13 protein-coding genes are annotated in these 18,586 nt (G+C 62.1%); 12 read left to right on the top strand and 1 reads right to left on the bottom strand.

The genetic code is table 11. The features are described 5' to 3' along the window. The first annotated feature begins 223 nt into the window (after positions 1-223). From rpmE to RGM2987_RS17330, 3 genes are all read left to right on the top strand, one after another. Positions 224-448 carry a 50S ribosomal protein L31 gene (gene rpmE / locus RGM2987_RS17340; protein ID WP_245143549.1) on the top strand — a complete coding sequence of 75 codons (225 nt, stop codon included), beginning with the start codon at positions 224-226 and terminating at the stop codon, positions 446-448. 41 nt (positions 449-489) lie between these two features. Beyond that, positions 490-1,275 carry a thermonuclease family protein gene (locus RGM2987_RS17335; protein WP_245143544.1) on the top strand — a complete coding sequence of 262 codons (786 nt, stop codon included), beginning with the start codon at positions 490-492 and terminating at the stop codon, positions 1,273-1,275. 181 nt (positions 1,276-1,456) lie between these two features. Continuing rightward, entirely contained in the window at positions 1,457-2,725 is a 1,269-nt protein-coding gene (locus RGM2987_RS17330; RefSeq protein WP_245143541.1) for a malic enzyme-like NAD(P)-binding protein, read from the top strand. A 164-nt stretch (positions 2,726-2,889) separates the two neighbouring features. Here RGM2987_RS17330 and RGM2987_RS17325 read toward each other — a convergent pair whose 3' ends face one another. Next, positions 2,890-5,337 (bottom strand): penicillin-binding protein 1A, encoded by a 2,448-nt coding sequence (locus RGM2987_RS17325; RefSeq protein ID WP_245143538.1) that lies wholly within the window; start codon positions 5,335-5,337, stop codon positions 2,890-2,892. A 205-nt stretch (positions 5,338-5,542) separates the two neighbouring features. Between RGM2987_RS17325 and RGM2987_RS17320 the strand changes: the two genes are divergently transcribed. The 9 genes from RGM2987_RS17320 (at position 5,543) to gltB (ending at position 18,561) form a co-directional block, all read left to right on the top strand. Continuing rightward, a complete protein-coding gene (locus tag RGM2987_RS17320; protein ID WP_245143536.1) occupies positions 5,543-6,607 on the top strand; it encodes a pilus assembly protein PilM in 1,065 nt (354 codons plus the stop codon). After that, the gene (locus RGM2987_RS17315) at positions 6,607-7,173 is read left to right on the top strand and encodes a PilN domain-containing protein (protein WP_245143533.1); all 567 of its coding nucleotides are present in this window, start codon (positions 6,607-6,609) and stop codon (positions 7,171-7,173) included. The genes RGM2987_RS17320 and RGM2987_RS17315 overlap by 1 nt, the downstream gene beginning before the upstream one ends. Further along, positions 7,170-7,793: a type 4a pilus biogenesis protein PilO gene (gene pilO, locus RGM2987_RS17310; RefSeq protein ID WP_245143531.1), complete on the top strand. Its 624-nt coding sequence runs from the start codon at positions 7,170-7,172 to the stop codon at positions 7,791-7,793. Before RGM2987_RS17315 ends, pilO begins: the two co-directional genes overlap by 4 nt. Next, complete coding sequence (locus tag RGM2987_RS17305; protein WP_245143528.1) at positions 7,790-8,335, top strand: pilus assembly protein PilP; 546 nt, start codon at positions 7,790-7,792, stop codon at positions 8,333-8,335. The genes pilO and RGM2987_RS17305 overlap by 4 nt, the downstream gene beginning before the upstream one ends. After that, on the top strand, positions 8,332-10,404 hold the full coding sequence (gene pilQ, locus RGM2987_RS17300) for a type IV pilus secretin PilQ (RefSeq protein ID WP_245143526.1): 2,073 nt from the start codon (positions 8,332-8,334) through the stop codon (positions 10,402-10,404). Before RGM2987_RS17305 ends, pilQ begins: the two co-directional genes overlap by 4 nt. A 4-nt stretch (positions 10,405-10,408) precedes the next feature. Further along, entirely contained in the window at positions 10,409-10,927 is a 519-nt protein-coding gene (gene aroK, locus RGM2987_RS17295; protein WP_245143524.1) for a shikimate kinase AroK, read from the top strand. Positions 10,928-11,074: 147 nt separating this feature from the next. Then, the gene (gene aroB, locus RGM2987_RS17290) at positions 11,075-12,175 is read left to right on the top strand and encodes a 3-dehydroquinate synthase (RefSeq protein ID WP_245143521.1); all 1,101 of its coding nucleotides are present in this window, start codon (positions 11,075-11,077) and stop codon (positions 12,173-12,175) included. A gap of 10 nt (positions 12,176-12,185) precedes the next feature. Then, on the top strand, positions 12,186-13,763 hold the full coding sequence (locus RGM2987_RS17285; RefSeq protein ID WP_245143519.1) for an AAA family ATPase: 1,578 nt from the start codon (positions 12,186-12,188) through the stop codon (positions 13,761-13,763). Positions 13,764-14,112: 349 nt separating this feature from the next. Beyond that, positions 14,113-18,561, top strand: a complete 4,449-nt coding sequence (gltB, locus tag RGM2987_RS17280; protein WP_245143517.1) for a glutamate synthase large subunit — start codon at positions 14,113-14,115, stop codon at positions 18,559-18,561. Positions 18,562-18,586: the final 25 nt, after the last annotated feature.

The following is an 18,586-nucleotide window of genomic DNA, read 5'->3' as shown; positions in this document are numbered from 1 at the left end:
CGCGAAAGCGGTGTGTCGGTTGCCTATTAGGTTGTCAGGCACACCGCTTTCGCGAGCAAGCCCGCTCCCACCCTCGGAATGCGCTTGAAGTCGGGAGCCTAGCAGACGGTTGGTACAAGGCATAGCTTGCGCGAATGGCGATGTCTGGTAGAATCCGCGGCCTAATTACGTGCGGTATTCAACAATAGTGTTGGGTGGCGGCACGCTAGCCTGAGGAAACACCATGAAAACCGATATCCATCCGGAATACCCACAAATTGCCGTGACTTGCAGCTGCGGCAACAAGTTCGAAACCCGTTCGACCTACGGCAAAGCCCTGGCGATCGACGTTTGCAACGAATGCCACCCGTTCTACACCGGTAAGCAAAAGACTCTGGATACCGGCGGCCGCGTTCAGAAGTTCGCCGATCGTTTCGGTGCTTTCGGCAAAGTGGCTCCAAAAGCCTGAGGCTGATCATTTTGGATGCTCGTTCCCACGGCTCCAGACTGATGAAAAAGGCGTCCCTTGCGGGCGCCTTTTTTGTGTCTGCGATTTGGCTTTCCCATGCCCAGGCTTTCTGCCCGGCGCCCGCTGGCCTGACTTCGGTCGCGGTGCAGCGGGTGGTCGATGGCGATACCCTGCGCCTGGCCGACGGGCGCAACGTGCGCCTGATTGGCCTGAACACGCCTGAGCTGGGCAAGCAGGGGCGTTCCGATGAGCCGTTCGCTGTGGCTGCGCGCAAACGCCTGGAGGCGCTGGTGGCCGCCAGCGATGCACGCGTCGGTCTGCTGCCGGGCAAAGAGAGCAAGGATCGCTACGGTCGCCTGCTGGCCCATGTCTACGGCGCCGATGGGGCCAACCTCGAAGCGCAGATGCTCGCCGATGGCCTGGGTTTCCAGGTGGCGGTCGCGCCGAATGTCGATCTGGTGGATTGCCAGCGAACCGCCGAGCGTACTGCTCGTCAGGCTGGCCTGGGCGTGTGGCGACGTTCGCCGGTGCTGAAGGCGGAGCAAATCAATGCTTCCGGATTCGCCGTGCTGACGGGTCACGTAACCAAGGTTCAACGCAATCGAGGTGGCGTTTGGATCGAGCTGCAGGGCCCGGTTGTATTGCGCGTTGCACCCAATCTGTTGGAGCGGTTCGATGTTCGCATGCTTGAGACGCTCGAAGGTCGCAAGATCGAGGCTCGCGGCTGGGTTCAGGATCGTTCGCGGCGCGGCGGCCTGGAGTCCGGGCAGGCCCGCTGGTTGCTGCCGCTGACCGACCCCGCCATGTTGAGCGTGGCGTCCGACTGAAAAATTGTAGACATTTTTTTATTGGATTGTATGCATGAAGCCCTTGTGTTCCGTGGCTCTTGGCCCAAAGTCGTAGGGCAGGGCGCTTGACAGGGGTGACCGGTCAGTCTTGTAGGGACTTTACGAGGCGCGTATCCTCGGCGGTCCGTCTGTCCAACACAGTAAAAAGCGGAATGCCCACATGTCTGATCTGAAAACTGCCGCTCTCGAATATCACGCTAATCCTCGTCCAGGAAAGCTGAGTGTCGAGCTCACCAAGGCCACCGCTACTGCCCGCGATCTGTCGCTGGCCTACAGCCCCGGCGTAGCCGAACCAGTACGCGAAATCGCTCGCGACCCCGAACTGGCCTACAGATACACCGGCAAGGGCAACCTGGTTGCAGTCATTTCCGATGGCACCGCCATTCTCGGCCTGGGTGATCTGGGCCCACTGGCCTCCAAGCCGGTCATGGAAGGCAAGGGCGTGCTGTTCAAGCGCTTCGCCGGTATCGACGTATTCGACATCGAAGTCGACTCCGAAAGCCCGCAAGCCTTCATCGACACCGTCAAGCGCATCTCCATCACCTTCGGCGGCATCAACCTGGAAGACATCAAGGCGCCCGAGTGCTTTGAGATCGAGCGCGCGCTGATCGAGCAGTGCGACATTCCGGTGTTCCATGATGACCAGCACGGCACCGCGATCGTCACCGCGGCCGGCATGATCAACGCCCTGGAAATCGCCGGCAAGACCCTGCCAGAAGCCAAGATCGTCTGCCTGGGCGCCGGCGCTGCGGCCATCTCCTGCATGAAGTTGCTGGTAAGCATGGGCGCGAAGATCGAAAACATCTTCATGATCGACCGTACCGGCGTGATCCACTCCGGCCGTACCGATCTGAACCAGTACAAGGCGGTGTTCGCCCACGCGACTGAAAAACGCACCCTGGCTGACGCACTGGACGGCGCCGACGTATTCGTCGGCCTGTCGGGTCCGAACCTGCTGAGCCCGGAAAACCTGCTGCGCATGGCGCCGAACCCGATCGTGTTCGCCTGCTCGAACCCGGATCCGGAAATCTCCCCGGAACTGGCCCACGCCACCCGCAACGACGTGATCATGGCCACCGGCCGTTCGGACTACCCGAACCAGGTCAACAACGTACTGGGCTTCCCGTTCATCTTCCGCGGTGCCCTGGACGTTCGCGCCAAGCGCATCAACGAAGAAATGAAAGTCGCCGCCGCCAACGCCCTGCGCGAGCTGGCCAAGCTGCCGGTGCCTCAGGAAGTGTGCGACGCCTACGGCGGCATCAAGCTGGAGTTCGGTCGTGAGTACATCATTCCGAAACCAATGGACGCCCGCCTGATCACCCTGATCTCCGATGCCGTGGCCAAGGCTGCGATCGAGACCGGCGTGGCGACCCTGCCATATCCGAAGAACTACCCGCTCAAGAGCGTGGATGACGTGTTCAACGGCTAAGCCGTTGTAACGCTTCAACGAAAAACCCTGGCTCCTGTGAGTCGGGGTTTTTTGTTGTGTACTGATTTGTATTGGCGGTCAGGGCTCTGTGGGAGCGATCATCCGGTTATGCAGAAAAAAGCCCCGCGCTTCTTTCGAAGGCGGGGCCTTGGGTATAGCGGGTATCAGAACAAATCAATTGGCGCGGCTTCATCCGCCGGCAGTGGGCTGCCTGGGGCGACGCCGTTGCCCAGTTCGTTGACCGACGGTGGGGTGTCTTCGCTCTTGAACAGTTCGAAGTACGCGCCGGGGGTGCCTGGGGTGGCGGCGCGGCCGCTGACCGGGTCGACGCGCAGGCTGAGGATGCCTTCCGGCTCCGGCTGGGTGTGCGGTGGCTTGTCCTTGAGGGCGGCGCCCATGTAGCTCATCCAGATCGGCAGCGCCACGGTGCCGCCGAACTCGCGGCGACCCAGGCTCTCGGGCTGGTCGAAACCGGTCCAGACGGTGGTCACGTAGTCGGCGTTGTAGCCGGAGAACCAGGCGTCCTTGGATTCGTTGGTGGTACCCGTCTTGCCCGCCAGGTCGGTGCGGCCCAGGGCCAGGGCGCGGCGTCCGGTGCCGAGCTTGATCACGTCCTCCAGCATGCTGTTGAGGATGTAGGTGGTACGACCGTCGACGATACGCTCGGCGACGGCCGGTGCTTGCGGTACTGCCGGCGCCGTCGTGGCTTCGCCTGGGGTCGCATTGACCGTGAACGTCTCGGTGGCCGGTGCGGCGACCCCATTGCTGGCCTGCGCGCCGGTCGGCACCCGCGGCGGGTTGGCGACGAACAGTGTGTCGCCGTTACGGCTCTCGATCTTCTCGATGATGTACGGCGTGATCTTGTACCCGCCGTTGGCGAATGTGCTCCAGCCCGTGGCGATTTCCATCGGCGTCAGGGTCGCGGTGCCCAGGGCCAGGGACAGGTTGCGCGGCAGGTCCTGCTTGTTGAAGCCAAACTTGCTGATGTAGTCGATGGTGCGGTCTACGCCCAGCGCTTGCAGCAGACGGATCGATACCAGGTTGCGCGACTTGTACAGCGCTTCGCGCAGGCGGATCGGGCCGAGGAACGTGTTGGTGTCGTTCTTCGGCCGCCAGACCTTGTCCAGGTACTCATCGACAAACACGATCGGCGCATCGTTCACCAGGCTGGCGGCGGTATAGCCGTTATCCAGCGCGGCGCTGTAGACGAACGGCTTGAAGCTTGAACCCGGCTGGCGCTTGGCCTGCAACGCCCGGTTGTAGTTGCTCTGCTCGAAGGCGAAGCCGCCCACCAGCGAGCGGATGGCGCCGTCCTGCGGATCGAGGGACACCAGCGCACCCTGGGCGGCCGGGATCTGGCTGAATTTGAGGGTGTTATCCGCCTGGCGTTGCACCCGGACCAGATCGCCGACCTGAGCGACGTCCGATGGCTGCCGGGGAGCGGCGCCCATGCTGTTTGTGTTGAGGAACGGACGGGCCCACTTCATGGATTCCCAGCCCACATGCTCTTCCTGTTCGCCGTTGCGGGTCAGCACCTTGATGCCGTCCTTGTCCACCGACGTGACAATTGCCGGCTCCAGCCCGCTGATAGCACGCTGCTTGGTCAGTTCCAGGGCCCAGGCCTCCCTGGTCTTGCCTGGCAGGCGTGACTCGGGGCCACGGTAGCCGTGGCGCTGGTCGTAGCTCATCAAGCCCTCGTGCAGGGCGGTGTTGGCCATTTCCTGCAAGTTGCTCGGCACCGTGGTGGTCACGCGGAAACCTTCGGTGTAGGCGTCGCTGCCGTAGCGGCCGACCATCTCGGCGCGAGCCATCTCGGCGATGTATGGGGCGTTCACTTCCGGCGTCGGCACGTGATAGCTGGCGTTCAACGGCTCATTGATCGCCGCGGTGTAATCGGCCTCGCTGATCTTGCCGAGCTTGTACATGCGCCCCAGGATCCAGTCGCGACGCTCCTTGCTGCGGGCCGGGTTGGCCAGTGGGTTGAAACGCGACGGTGCCTTGGGCAGTCCGGCGATCATCGCCATCTGCGCCAGGCTCACGTCGCGGATCGACTTGCCGTAGTACACCTGCGCTGCCGCCTCGATGCCGTAGGCGCGGTTGCCCAGGTAAATCTTGTTCACGTACAGCTCGAGGATTTCATCCTTGGTCAGCTGCCGTTCGATTTGCAGGGCCAGGAGGATTTCGGTGGTCTTGCGCGAGAAGCTGCGTTCACTGGTCAGGAAGAAGTTCTTGGCCACCTGCATGGTGATGGTGCTGCCGCCGGACTGGATGTGCCCGCTCTTGACCAATTGGCTGGCGGCGCGCATCAGGCTGCCTGGATCGACGCCATAGTGGTTGGCGAAATTGTCGTCTTCAGCACTTAGTAACGCATTGATGAAATTGGGCGGAATGTCGGCGAAACGGATCGGCGTGCGGCGCATTTCACCAAATTCGGCGATGAGTTTGTTGTCGCTGCTGTAGACCCGCAGAGGAATCTGCAACTGAATACTTCTCAGCGCCTCCACGGATGGCAATCCCGGACTAAGGTAAAGAAACGCACCGCTCAGACCCAGGAGCAGTCCGCAGAAAACGGCGATGATGGACCATCCGAAAAATTTCAGCAGACGAATCAAGGCTTTTGGATATCCAGGCAAAGAATGAAAAAGGCGCCAGGTGCAGGGAAGGACCCGAGCTTGCAACAAAGCGAAAAAAAACGCTGGGCATTATAAGCATTTTTTTTCGATGGAAACGCCACCCGGACGTCCGTCGGGCCGGCGTGATTGAACGCAACGCATATTAGAGAGTCCGTAACTCACGGATAGTCATAGGGAATTGGTAGTGCTACGACTCTTCAATAAAAAAGCCCATACGCTTCTGGGGATCGACATCAGTTCGACGTCGGTGAAGCTGCTCGAGTTGAGCCGCCAGGGTGACCGCTACCGCGTCGAGTCCTACGCGGTCGAGCCGTTGCCGGCCAATGCCGTGGTCGAGAAGAACATTGCCGAGCTCGAAGGGGTGGGCCAGGCCTTGTCGCGGTTGCTGGCCAAGGCCCGGACGCCCTTGCGCAGCGTGGCGGTGGCCGTGGCGGGTTCGGCGGTGATCACCAAGACCATCGAGATGGATGCCGGGCTGTCCGACGATGAAATGGAAAACCAGCTCAAGATCGAGGCGGACCAATACATCCCCTATCCGCTGGATGAAGTGGCCATCGATTTCGAAGTGCAGGGCGTTTCGCCACGCAGTGCCGAGCGAGTCGAAGTGCTGCTGGCCGCCTGCCGCAAGGAAAACGTCGAGGTGCGCGAGGCCGCGCTTGCCCTGGCCGGGCTGACGGCCCGGGTGGTCGATGTTGAAGCCTACGCGCTGGAGCGTGCCTTCGGCCTGCTCGCCACGCAGCTGGCGGCGTCCCAGGAGCGGCTGACCGTTGCGGTCATCGACGTTGGCGCCACCATGACCACCCTCAGCGTCCTGCACAACGGACGCATCATCTATACCCGCGAGCAATTGTTCGGCGGTCGCCAGCTCACCGAGGAAATCCAGCGCCGCTATGGCCTGACACCCGAGCAGGCCGGCCTGGCAAAGAAGCAGGGCGGCCTGCCGGACGATTACCTCGCCGAGGTTCTGCAGCCGTTTCGCGAGGCGCTGGTGCAGCAGGTTTCGCGGTCCCTGCAATTTTTCTTCGCGTCGGGCCAGTACAGCTCGGTAGACCACATCCTGTTGGCCGGCGGCACGGCCTCGGTGGCCGGCCTGGACCGGTTGATCGAGCAGCGCCTGGGCACGCCGACCCAGGTCGCCAACCCGTTTACCAACATGGCCCTAAGCAGCAAGGTCAACGCCGGTGCCCTGGCCAGTGATGCGCCGGCACTGATGATTGCCTGTGGCCTGGCCCTCAGGAGTTTCGACTGATGGCGCGGATCAACCTGCTTCCCTGGCGCGAAGAACAGCGTGAAGAGCGTCGCAAACGCTTTCTGCTGGCATTGGCGGGGGCACTGGTCGGCGCGGTGGGCGTGACCCTCATCGCGCTCCAGTACATCAACAGCGCAGTCGACCATCAACTGGCGCGCAACAGTCATATTTCGGAACAGATCGCCGTGCTGGACGAGCGCATCAAGCAGATCAGCGAATTGAAAGCCCGCCGCCAGCAGTTGCTGGAACGCATGCGCATCATCCAGGACCTGCAGGGTAACCGGCCGGTCAGCGGGCGAATCTTCGACCAGTTGGTGAGAACCCTGCCGGACGGGGTGTACTTCACTGAGGTGAAAATGGAAGACCGCACGCTCTTCATCAAGGGCGTCGCCGAGTCGAACAACCGGGTTTCCGACCTGATGCGCAACCTCGATTCGTCGGACCTGTTCGATGCGCCCAGCTTGACAGAGGTCAAGGCCACCACCGCCGGTCAGCTCGACCAGGCCAACGTTTTCCAGTTGACAGTGCGCCAGACCCGTCCGGCTGAGATGGAGGGCGAGCAATGAGGCCAGGGGAGTGGTTGGATGCGCTGCGCAAGGTCGATTTCAGTGACCTGGACACCAATAACATCGGCTCCTGGCCAATGCCGGTCAAATGGCTGGCGGGCCTGCTGCTGGTGATCCTGGTATTGGGGCTGGGCTACAACTTTGCCTTGAGTGAGCGTGAAGATTATTTGCAACAGGTGCGTGAGGAAGAAAACACCCTCAAGGCCCAGTTCGCAGGCAAGGCCCACATGGCGGCCAACCTGGAGCGCTACACCGAGCAGATGAAACAGATGGAAACCTCGTTCGGCGTGCTGTTGCGGCAGTTGCCCAGCGATACCGAAGTGCCAGGCCTGCTGGAGGACATCACCCGCACCGGCCTGGGCAGTGGCCTGGAGTTCGAGGAGATCAAACTGCTGCCGGAGGTCACCCAGCCGTTCTACATCGAATTGCCGATCCAGATCACCGTGACCGGTGACTACCATGATCTGGCGACCTTCGTCAGCGGCGTGGCCGGGCTGCCCCGGATCGTCACCCTGCACGATTTCGAGATCGCGCCCATGGAGCCCGAGGCCGGCAACAAGCTACGCATGAGCATCCAGGCCAAGACTTATCGGTACAACGAGCAGGAGGCGCAGCCATGAAGCCGGTGTGTCGCACTTGCCTCTTGGCGGGCCTGGTCGCGCTGGCGGGCTGCAACAATGACAACGGCTTCAGCGACCTCGACGCCTACATGAACGAGATGCGCCTGCGTCCGCCGGGCAAGATCGAGCCGACGCCGACCTTCAAGCCTGCCGAAACCTTTACCTACAGCGCCGCCAACCTGCGCAGCCCGTTTTCCCGGCAGGTCCGGGTGGACCAGGCTGGCCGGCAGAAGGGCTCGCACAACGTCCGGCCCGATCCCAACCGGGTCAAGCAGTATCTGGAAGGCTTCAACATCGAGCAGTTTGAAATGGTCGGTACGATCTCCAACGTCAGCGGCTCCTTCGCGCTGCTGCGCGGAGCGGGCGGGGTGCATCGACTCAAGGTCGGTGACTATCTGGGGCGCAACGACGGGCGGATCGTCTCGATCAGCGCGACTCAGGTCGATGTGGTGGAGATCGTTCCCGATGGCGATGGTGCCTGGCTCGAGCGACCACGGACCATTCCTTTGAAAGAGCACTCATTAGTGGAAGCCCAACAATGAACAGGATTTTTTCAGTCCTCGGTATTTCGCTATGGATAGCGCTGTTATCGCCGATGGTCCATGCCGCCAGCCTGAAGACGCTGGATGTCGCGGCGCTGCCGGGGGACCGTGTCGAGCTGAAGCTGACCTTCGACGGGCCGCCCCCGACGCCCCGGGGCTATACCACCGAGCAACCGGCGCGAATTGCGCTGGACCTGCCGGGAGTGACCAATCAACTGGCCAGCAAGAGCCATGACCTGGGCGGTGGCAACGCCCGTAGCGCTACCGTGGTCGAGGCAGGGGATCGCACCCGGCTGATCATCGGCCTGACCCAGTTGGCGCCTTACAACACCCGGGTCGAAGGCAAAAATCTGTTCGTCGTGGTCGGCAAGGGTGCCGCTCCCAAGGCTGCCGCCCAGGCGCAACGCCCCGCCGTAGCCAGTGCTGCGCCAGCTAGGGCCAGTGCGCCGGTGGGCAAGGCGATCCGTGGCGTGGACTTCCAGCGCGGGACCCAAGGTGAAGGCAATGTGGTGATCGATCTGTCGGATCCTTCCATTGCCCCGGATATCCAGGAACGTGAAGGCAAGATCATCCTCAACTTCGCCAGGACCCAGCTGCCTGAGCCGCTGCGGGTCCGCCTGGACGTCAAGGACTTCGCCACGCCAGTGCAGTTCGTCAATGCCAGCGCCGGCAGCGATCGGGCGACCATCAGCATCGAGCCCAGCGGCACCTTCGATTACTCGACCTACCAGACCGACAACAAGCTCACCGTCAGCGTGCGGCCCATGAGCGTCGAAGACCTGCAAAAACGCAACTCCGACCGTGCCGCCTACAGCGGCGAGAAACTCTCCCTCAATTTCCAGGACATCGAGGTGCGTTCGGTCCTGCAACTGATCGCCGATTTCACCAACCTGAACCTGGTAGCCAGCGACACGGTGCAGGGTGGCATTACCCTGCGCTTGCAGAACGTGCCCTGGGACCAGGCGCTCGACCTGGTGCTCAAGACCAAGGGGCTCGACAAGCGCAAGGTCGGCAACGTCCTGCTGGTGGCGCCAGCCGATGAAATTGCCGCCCGCGAACGCCAGGAACTGGAATCCCAGAAGCAGATTGCCGACCTGGCGCCGCTTCGGCGCGAGCTGTTGCAGGTCAACTACGCGAAGGCGGCGGACATCGCCAAGCTGTTCCAGTCGGTGACCAGCGCCGAGGCCAAAGCTGATGAGCGCGGCACGATCACGGTGGATGAGCGAACCAACAATATCATTGCCTACCAGACCCAGGACCGGCTCGACGAACTGCGTCGGATCGTGGCCCAGCTGGATATCCCGGTGCGGCAGGTGATGATCGAGGCACGGATCGTCGAGGCCAACGTCGACTACGACAAGAGCCTGGGCGTGCGCTGGGGTGGCTCGGTGCAGAACCAGGGCAACTGGAATTCTTCCGGGGTCACCAACGGCAGCTCCACCACCATCGGCACCCCGGGCAGTACCGGCACCAACCAGCCATTCGTCGACATGGGGGCATCGGGCAATACCTCGGGGATCGGTATCGCCTTCATCACCGACAACGTGTTGCTGGACCTCGAATTGACCGCCATGGAAAAAACCGGCAACGGTGAAATCGTCTCCCAGCCCAAGGTGGTGACGTCCGACAAGGAGACCGCCAAGATCCTCAAGGGCACCGAGATTCCCTACCAGGAAGCCAGCTCCAGCGGCGCGACATCGGTGTCGTTCAAGGAAGCATCACTGTCGCTGGAGGTGACCCCGCAGATCACCCCGGACAATCGCATCATCATGGAGGTCAAGGTCACCAAGGATGAACCGGACTACCTGAACAAAGTGCAGGATGTCCCGCCGATCAAGAAAAACGAAGTCAACGCCAAGGTGCTGGTCAATGATGGCGAAACCATTGTGATTGGCGGGGTTTTCTCGAATACTCAGAGCAAGGTTGTAGATAAGGTGCCATTTCTTGGCGATGTGCCGTATCTTGGCCGCCTTTTCCGGCGTGATGTGGTCTCGGAGAAAAAATCCGAGCTGCTCGTGTTTCTCACTCCGCGTATCATGAATAACCAGGCGATTGCTGTGAGTCGTTGATTCTGTGCGAAATTTGATTCTTGTAGGGCCGATGGGCGCTGGAAAAAGCACCATCGGCCGTTTGCTGGCCAAAGAGCTGCGCCTGCCATTCAAAGACTCCGACAAGGAAATTGAATTGCGCACGGGTGCCAATATCCCATGGATCTTCGACAAGGAAGGCGAGCCCGGCTTTCGTGATCGCGAGCAGGCGATGATCGCCGAGCTGTGCGCGTTCGAGGGCGTGGTGTTGGCCACCGGAGGCGGCGCGGTGATGCGCGAAGCCAATCGTCAGGCGCTGCATGCCGGCGGACGAGTGGTCTATCTGCACGCGTCCGTCGAGCAGCAGGTGGGGCGCACCGCCCGGGATCGCAACCGACCGCTGTTGCGTACCGCCGACCCGGCCAAGACCCTGCGAGACCTGCTGGAGCTGCGTGATCCGCTGTACCGGGAGATCGCCGACCTGGTGGTCGAAACCGACGAGCGGCCGCCACGAATGGTGGTCCTGGATATCCTCGAACGCCTGCAACAATTGCCTCCCCGTTAATGCGCCTGGCGAAATGCGCTATCCTCGACGTCCCGTTGTGGCCCGCTGGGGCGTGGCGGATTGCCATTGGATGGCATCAAAGCAGGCAGCGTGGATTTTCGTTAATTGCAGGCAGGACGCCTGATTCCATCTTCACTGTGGGGACACATGCAGACACTTAAGGTCGACCTGGGCGAGCGCAGCTACCCGATTCACATTGGCGAAGGCTTGCTGGACCAGCCCGAATTGCTGGTGCCGCATATCGCCGGGCGGCAAGTGGCGATCATCTCCAACGAAACCGTCGCCCCTTTGTACCTGGAGCGCCTGACGCGCAGCCTGTCGGGCTTTTCGCTCATTTCGGTGGTGCTCCCCGACGGTGAAGCGTTCAAGAACTGGGAAACCCTGCAACTGATTTTCGACGGTCTGCTGGCTGCACGGCATGATCGCCGCACGACGGTGATTGCCCTGGGCGGTGGTGTGATCGGCGACATGGCCGGTTTCGCGGCTGCCTGCTACCAGCGCGGCGTCGACTTCATCCAGATTCCCACCACACTGCTGTCCCAGGTCGACTCGTCGGTGGGTGGCAAAACCGGCATCAACCATCCATTGGGCAAGAATATGGTCGGTGCTTTCTACCAGCCCAACGTGGTGCTGATCGATACCGCGACCCTCAACACCCTGCCGGCCCGCGAATTGTCCGCGGGGCTGGCGGAAGTCATCAAGTACGGGCTGATCTGCGACGAGCCGTTCCTCGGTTGGCTGGAAGAAAACGTCGATCGCCTGCGAGCGCTGGATCAAACGGCCCTGACCTACGCCATCGAGCGCTCCTGCGCCGCCAAGGCTGCGGTGGTCGGTGCCGATGAGCGCGAGTCGGGCGTGCGTGCCACGCTGAACCTGGGCCACACCTTTGGCCATGCCATCGAAACCCATATGGGCTATGGTGTCTGGCTGCATGGTGAAGCGGTTGCCGCCGGTACGGTCATGGCGCTGGAGATGTCGGCACGCCTGGGCTGGATCAGCGAGCAGGAGCGCGATCGTGGTATCCGCCTGTTCCAGCGCGCGGGGCTGCCGGTGATTCCGCCCGAGGAGATGACCGAGGCGGATTTCCTCGAACACATGGCAATCGACAAAAAAGTGATCGACGGTCGTCTGCGTCTGGTGCTGCTGCGCCGCATGGGCGAAGCGGTGGTGACCGACGATTATCCGAAAGAGGTTCTACAGGCCACGCTGGGAGCGGACTACCGCGCCCTGGCTCAGCTTAAAGGTTAATAAGATTCCGATGACTAGTTTGCATGCCGACGAGGCTTTCCTCGGCCATTTCCAGTTGAGTCATGACCCTTTTGCGCCACGGGTCCCGGGCTTCAAATTTTTCCCCGCCCAACGCAAGCCGGTGTTGGGCCAGCTGCACCACCTGGCGCGCTACAGCCAGTTGCTGCTGGTGGTGACCGGTCCCCAGGGCAGCGGCAAGACCTTGCTGCGCCAGGCGTTGGTCGCCAGCACCAATAAACAATCGGTGCAAAGCGTGGTGGTATCGGCCCGCGGCGCCGGCGACGCCGCCGGTGTGCTGCGTCAGGTGGCCCAGGCGCTCAACGTCGCCCAGGTCGAAGTCGGTGCGATTCTCGATCAGATCGTGCAGCTGGCATTGACCGGGCAGGAAGTCTATCTGCTGGTGGATGACGCCGAGCAACTTGACGAGTCTGCCCTCGAAGCCCTGCTGGCTCTGGCGGCCGGCGCGCCGGAAGGTCGTCCTCACGTATTCCTGTTTGGCGAGTCGTCGCTGATCGCCGACCTGGAGCAGTTGAACCTCGAGGAAGAGCGCTTTCATGTCATCGAGCTGGCGCCCTACACCGAGGAAGAGACCCGTGAATACCTGGCCCAGCGTCTTGAAGGGGCTGGCCGGGGCATCGAACTTTTCACCGCCGATCAGATCTCTGAGATTCACGAAAGCGCCGAAGGCTGGCCTGGCAACATCAACCAAGTCGCCCGCGATGCTCTGATCGAAGTCATGATTGCCAGCCGCTCAGCGGTGAAGCGTCCAAGTATGGGGTTCAATATGCCGAAGAAGCACGTATTGGCGATTTCCGCGGTGGTTGTGGTCGCGGTCGCCGCCGCCTGGCTGATGCCGGGTCGCAACAAGGCACCCACCACGGGCGCACCCGCCAACGAACAGGCGCAACTGCCTCTGGGCCAGGGCGCACCGAAACCTGGCGGCGCGCCGGCGGTGGAATTTGCCGGTAACACCCAGCCGATGCCGTTGCCGTTGGTCGGCCAATCGCAGCCGGTCATGCGCGGCCCCCTGGCCGAAGCCGCAGGTGGTATTACTGAAGGCGACGACGGCGCAGCACCACCGATCGACGACAGCAGTGACACGCCGCCGACCGTGACCACCACCGCGCCGCCTGTGGGTGTGCCGGCCGGTCCGGCTCCGACGCCAGCGCCTGCTGCTCCGGCCAAGCCGGCCCCTGCGCCTGTCCAGGTGGCGACCGCCAAGCCAGCTCCGGCCCCTGCCGCCAAGCCGGCGCCCGCGCCAGCACCCGCCGCCAAGCCTGCTACCCCGGCCAAGGCCACCGGTGGCAGCTGGTACGCCGGCCAAGCCCCGGGTAACTATGTGGTGCAGATTCTCGGTACCAGCTCCGAGGCCACGGCGCAGAACTTCGTCAAAGAACAGGGCGGCGAGTACCGATATTTCAAGAAAGTCCTTAACGGCAAGCCGCTGTACGTCATCACTTACGGCAGCTTTGCCAACCGTGATGCAGCTGTTTCCGCCATCAAGGCCTTGCCAGCGAAGGTCCAGGCTGGTAAACCTTGGCCTCGCACTGTCGCCAGCGTCCAACAGGAACTGGCTGCAACTCGCTGAAGATTCGGCGGCCTTACCCAGGCCGCCTCTCCCGGCACCTCAACATTTCCACAAGGGCGAGCGACCTTTTCGGGCCGCGCGCCTTGTGGTGTCTGCGTCACAGTAGCGTTTGAGTCGTAGCGGTCGAACCCAAAAAAGTTTTGACTAGCACAGCATATAGATTTAAACCTTTCACAAATGCGACATGAATTTGCGACAGTTCGTCGTCAAATTTGTGGGGCTCTGTGTCGGTGTGTACAATGACCTCCCTTTTGCCCCCGCAAAGCTGGCGTACGTTCGGCGCGGCATGCAACTGGTTGAATTGAAAAGAAATTTGCCTCGCAAGAGGCAGCCTGGTGAGAAAGTGTCTATGAAAGCAGGTCTGTACCAACCAGATGAATTCAAGGATAACTGCGGTTTCGGCCTGATAGCCCATATGCAGGGCGAGCCCAGCCATACCCTTTTGCAAACGGCCATTGAGGCCCTGACCTGCATGACCCACCGCGGTGGGATCAACGCCGACGGCAAGACCGGTGACGGTTGTGGCTTGCTGATTCAAAAGCCTGACGAGTTCCTGCGAGCCATTGCCCAGGAAACGTTCGGCGTAACCCTGCCCAAGCAATACGCCGTGGGCATGGTGTTCTTCAACCAGGATCCGGTGAAGGCGCAAGCAGCTCGCGAGAACATGAACCGCGAGATCCTGGCCGCCGGCCTGCAACTGGTCGGCTGGCGCAAAGTGCCGATCGACACCAGCGTCCTCGGCCGCCTGGCCCTTGAGCGCCTGCCGCAGATCGAACAGGTATTCATCGCTGGCGATGGCCTGAGCGACCAGGAAATGTCGATCAAGCTGTTCAGCTCCCGTCGTCGTTCGTCCGTGGCCAACGCCGCCGACACCGACCACTACATCTGCAGCTTTTCCCACAAGACCATCATCTATAAAGGCCTGATGATGCCGGCGGACCTGACCGCCTTCTATCCGGACCTGAGCGACGAGCGCCTGAAAACCGCGATCTGCGTGTTCCACCAGCGCTTCTCCACCAACACCCTGCCGAAATGGCCGCTGGCCCAGCCGTTCCGCTTCCTCGCCCACAACGGCGAGATCAACACCATCACCGGCAACCGCAACTGGGCCGTGGCCCGTCGCACCAAGTTCGCCAACGACCTGATGCCGGACCTCGAAGAGCTCGGCCCGCTGGTCAACCGCGTGGGTTCGGACTCCTCGAGCATGGACAACATGCTCGAATTGATGGTGACCGGTGGCATCGACCTGTTCCGTGGCGTGCGCATGCTCGTTCCGCCAGCGTGGCAGAACGTCGAGACCATGGACCCGGACCTGCGTGCCTTCTACGAATACAACTCCATGCACATGGAGCCGTGGGATGGCCCGGCCGGAATCGTGATGACCGACGGCCGCTATGCCGTGTGCCTGCTCGACCGTAACGGTCTGCGCCCGGCGCGCTGGGTCACCACCACCAATGGGTTCATCACCCTGGCGTCGGAAATCGGCGTGTGGAACTACCAGCCCGAAGACGTCATCGCCAAAGGGCGCGTAGGCCCGGGCCAGATCTTTGCCGTGGACACCGAAACCGGCCAGATCCTCGACACCGACGCCATCGACAACCGGCTCAAGTCCCGTCATCCGTACAAGCAATGGCTGCGCAAGAATGCCCTGCGCATCCAGGCGACCATGGAAGACAACGACCACGGTTCGGCTTTCTACGACGTCGACCAGCTCAAGCAATATATGAAGATGTACCAGGTGACGTTCGAAGAGCGTGACCAGGTGCTGCGTCCGTTGGGCGAGCAAGGCTACGAAGCCGTCGGTTCCATGGGCGATGACACGCCGATGGCCGTGCTGTCGCAGCGCGTGCGCACGCCGTACGATTATTTCCGCCAGCAGTTCGCCCAGGTGACCAACCCGCCGATCGACCCGCTGCGCGAAGCCATCGTGATGTCCCTGGAAATCTGCCTGGGCGCCGAGCGCAACATTTTCCAGGAATCGCCGGAGCACGCCTCGCGGGTGATCCTCAGTTCGCCGGTGATTTCCCCGGCCAAATGGCGTTCGCTGACCAACCTCGACCGTCCGGGCTTCGCGCGCCAGGTCATCGACCTGAACTACGACGAAAGCGTCGGCCTGGAAGCGGCCATCCGCAACGTCGCCGACCAGGCTGAAGAAGCCGCCCGCGCCGGGCGTACCCAGATCGTGCTCAGCGACCGTCACATTGCCCCGGGCAAGTTGCCGATCCATGCTTCGCTGGCGACCGGCGCGGTGCACCACCGCCTGACCGAAAAAGGCCTGCGCTGCGACTCCAACATCCTGGTGGAAACCGCCACCGCCCGCGACCCGCATCACTTTGCGGTGTTGATCGGTTTCGGTGCCTCGGCGGTCTATCCGTTCCTGGCCTACGAAGTGCTGGGCGACCTGATCCGTACCGGCGAAGTGCTGGGCGATCTCTATGAGGTGTTCAAGAACTACCGCAAGGGCATCACCAAGGGCCTGCTCAAGATCCTGTCGAAGATGGGGATCTCGACCATCGCCTCGTATCGCGGTGCACAACTGTTCGAGGCCATCGGCCTGTCCGAAGAAGTCTGCGAGCTGAGCTTCCGCGGCGTGCCGAGCCGCATCAAGGGTGCGCGTTTCGTCGACATCGAAGCCGAACAGAAAGCCCTGGCGGCCGAAGCCTGGAGCCCGCGCAAGCCGATCCAGCAAGGCGGCCTGCTGAAGTTCGTCCACGGTGGCGAATACCACGCCTACAACCCGGACGTGGTCAACACCTTGCAGGCCGCCGTGCAGCAGGGCGACTACAGCAAGTTCAAGGAATACACCTCGCTGGTGGACAACCGCCCGGTGTCGATGATTCGCGACCTGCTCAAGGTCAAGACCCAGGACACGCCGCTGGACATCAGCGAAGTGGAACCGCTGGAATCGGTGCTCAAGCGCTTCGATTCGGCGGGTATTTCCCTGGGTGCCTTGTCCCCGGAAGCCCACGAAGCCCTGGCCGAAGCCATGAACCGCCTCGGTGCGCGTTCCAACTCCGGCGAAGGCGGCGAAGACCCGGCGCGCTACGGCACCATCAAGAGCTCGAAAATCAAGCAGGTCGCGACCGGCCGCTTCGGTGTGACGCCGGAATACCTGGTCAACGCTGAAGTGCTGCAGATCAAGGTCGCCCAGGGCGCCAAGCCCGGTGAAGGTGGTCAATTGCCGGGTGGCAAGGTCAACGGCCTGATCGCCAAGCTGCGCTATGCGGTGCCTGGCGTGACGCTGATCTCGCCGCCGCCGCACCACGACATCTATTCGATCGAAGACTTGTCGCAACTGATCTTCGATCTCAAGCAGGTGAACCCGAAGGCGCTGGTCTCGGTGAAGCTGGTGGCGGAAGCCGGGGTGGGCACCATCGCCGCCGGTGTGGCGAAGGCCTATGCTGACCTGATCACTATCTCCGGCTACGATGGCGGCACCGGCGCATCGCCGCTGACGTCCATCAAGTACGCTGGTGCACCGTGGGAACTGGGCCTGGCGGAAACCCACCAGACCCTGCGCGGCAACGACCTGCGCGGCAAGGTCCGGGTGCAGACCGACGGAGGCCTGAAAACCGGCCTCGACGTGATCAAGGCGGCTATCCTCGGCGCCGAGAGCTTCGGCTTCGGCACCGCGCCGATGATCGCCCTGGGCTGCAAATACCTGCGCATCTGTCACCTGAACAACTGCGCCACCGGCGTGGCGACCCAGAACGACAAGCTGCGCAAGGACCACTACATCGGTACCGTGGACATGGTGGTGAATTTCTTCACCTATGTGGCCGAGGAAACCCGTGAGTGGCTGGCGAAGCTGGGCGTGCGCTCACTCGAAGAGCTGATTGGTCGTACCGATCTTCTGGAAGTGATCGAAGGCCAGACCGCCAAGCAACATCACCTGGACCTGACCCCGTTGCTGGGCAGTGACCTGATCCCGGCAGACAAGCCGCAGTTCTGCGAGGTTGACCGCAACCCGCCGTTCGACAAGGGTGAGTTGGCCGAGAAAATGGTCGACATGGCCGCCTCGGCGATCAACGACCTCAGCGGCGCCGAGTTCGCCCTGGATATCTGCAACTGCGACCGTTCCATCGGCGCACGGATCTCCGGCGAAATCGCCCGCAAGCACGGCAACCAGGGCATGGCCAAGGCGCCGGTGACCTTCCGCTTCAAGGGCACCGCGGGCCAGAGCTTCGGCGTGTGGAACGCCGGCGGCCTGAACATGTACCTGGAAGGCGATGCCAACGACTACGTGGGCAAGGGCATGACCGGCGGCAAGCTGGTCATCGTTCCGCCCAAGGGCAGCGTCTACAAGACCCAGGACAGTGCCATCATCGGCAACACCTGCCTGTACGGCGCCACCGGCGGCAAGCTGTTCGCCGCCGGCACCGCAGGCGAGCGTTTCGCCGTGCGTAACTCCGGGGCCCACACCGTGGTGGAAGGCACCGGCGATCACTGCTGCGAGTACATGACCGGTGGTTTCGTCTGCGTATTGGGCAAGACCGGTTACAACTTTGGCTCAGGCATGACCGGCGGTTTCGCCTACGTGCTCGACCAGGACAACACCTTCGTTGACCGGGTCAACCACGAACTGGTGGAAATCCAGCGGATCAGCGGCGAGGCGATGGAAGCCTACCGCAGCCACCTGCAACGCGTACTGGATGAGTACGTCGAGGAAACCGACAGCGAGTGGGGTCGTGAACTCGCCGAAAATCTCGATGACTACGTGCGCCGCTTCTGGCTGGTCAAGCCCAAGGCTGCCAACCTGAAGTCGTTGCTTTCCAGCACCCGTGCCAACCCGCAGTGATATGCGCCTGAAGAGTTTGATGAGG

Origin of the sequence: Pseudomonas sp. RGM2987 (genome assembly GCF_022952855.1) — a bacterium.
Lineage (GTDB): Bacteria > Pseudomonadota > Gammaproteobacteria > Pseudomonadales > Pseudomonadaceae > Aquipseudomonas.
Note: the sequence above shows the minus strand (reverse complement) of the source record. Positions and strands in the feature narration are given on the sequence as shown.

Excerpts from the sequence above, each read along its gene's own strand:
- rpmE (WP_245143549.1), top strand. The coding sequence starts at position 224 with ATGAAAACCGATATCCATCCGGAATACCCACAAATTGCCGTGACTTGC.
- RGM2987_RS17335 (WP_245143544.1), top strand. The coding sequence starts at position 490 with ATGAAAAAGGCGTCCCTTGCGGGCGCCTTTTTTGTGTCTGCGATTTGG.
- RGM2987_RS17330 (WP_245143541.1), top strand. The coding sequence starts at position 1,457 with ATGTCTGATCTGAAAACTGCCGCTCTCGAATATCACGCTAATCCTCGT.
- RGM2987_RS17315 (WP_245143533.1), top strand. The coding sequence starts at position 6,607 with ATGGCGCGGATCAACCTGCTTCCCTGGCGCGAAGAACAGCGTGAAGAG.
- pilO (WP_245143531.1), top strand. The coding sequence starts at position 7,170 with ATGAGGCCAGGGGAGTGGTTGGATGCGCTGCGCAAGGTCGATTTCAGT.
- RGM2987_RS17305 (WP_245143528.1), top strand. The coding sequence starts at position 7,790 with ATGAAGCCGGTGTGTCGCACTTGCCTCTTGGCGGGCCTGGTCGCGCTG.
- pilQ (WP_245143526.1), top strand. The coding sequence starts at position 8,332 with ATGAACAGGATTTTTTCAGTCCTCGGTATTTCGCTATGGATAGCGCTG.
- aroB (WP_245143521.1), top strand. The coding sequence starts at position 11,075 with ATGCAGACACTTAAGGTCGACCTGGGCGAGCGCAGCTACCCGATTCAC.
- RGM2987_RS17285 (WP_245143519.1), top strand. The coding sequence starts at position 12,186 with ATGACTAGTTTGCATGCCGACGAGGCTTTCCTCGGCCATTTCCAGTTG.
- gltB (WP_245143517.1), top strand. The coding sequence starts at position 14,113 with ATGAAAGCAGGTCTGTACCAACCAGATGAATTCAAGGATAACTGCGGT.